The following is a 491-nucleotide window of genomic DNA, read 5'->3' on the forward strand; positions in this document are numbered from 1 at the left end:
AGCTCGCGCAGGCCCAGTTTCTCGGTGGCGTTCATGCCGGCCGCCGGTTCGTCCAGCGCCAGCAGTTGCGGGTCGGTCGCCAGCGCGCGGGCGATTTCCAGGCGACGCTGGTCGCCGTACGACAGGTGACGCGCGGTGCGCTTGGCGAACTGGCCGATGCCCACGAAGTCCAGCAGCTGCTGCGACTTGGCGCGGATCGCCGCTTCCTCGTCACGGGCTGCCTTGTGGCGGAAGACCGCACCAAACACGTTCTGCTTGGTGCGCACGTGGCAACCGACCATCACGTTTTCCAGCACGGTCATCTCGCCGAACAGGCGGATGTTCTGGAAGGTACGGGCGATGCCGGCCTTCGCCACTTCGTGCGGGGCGCTGGGGCTATAGGGCTTGCCGTCCAGCTCGAAGCTGCCGGTGTCGGGTTGATACAGGCCCGTGATGACGTTGAAGAAGGTGGTCTTGCCGGCACCGTTGGGGCCGATCAGGCCATAGATCTG

1 protein-coding gene is annotated in these 491 nt (G+C 66.0%); it reads right to left on the bottom strand.

Going from position 1 to position 491, the window contains the following annotated elements; all coding sequences use genetic code 11:
* Positions 1-491 (bottom strand): ABC transporter ATP-binding protein (locus HWE04_RS24630; RefSeq protein ID WP_241813923.1); only part of this gene is annotated, 491 nt, incomplete at both ends.

Origin of the sequence: Herbaspirillum sp. C7C2 (assembly GCF_022627865.1) — a bacterium.
In the GTDB taxonomy this organism is placed as follows: Bacteria; Pseudomonadota; Gammaproteobacteria; order Burkholderiales; family Burkholderiaceae_D; genus Herbaspirillum; species Herbaspirillum frisingense.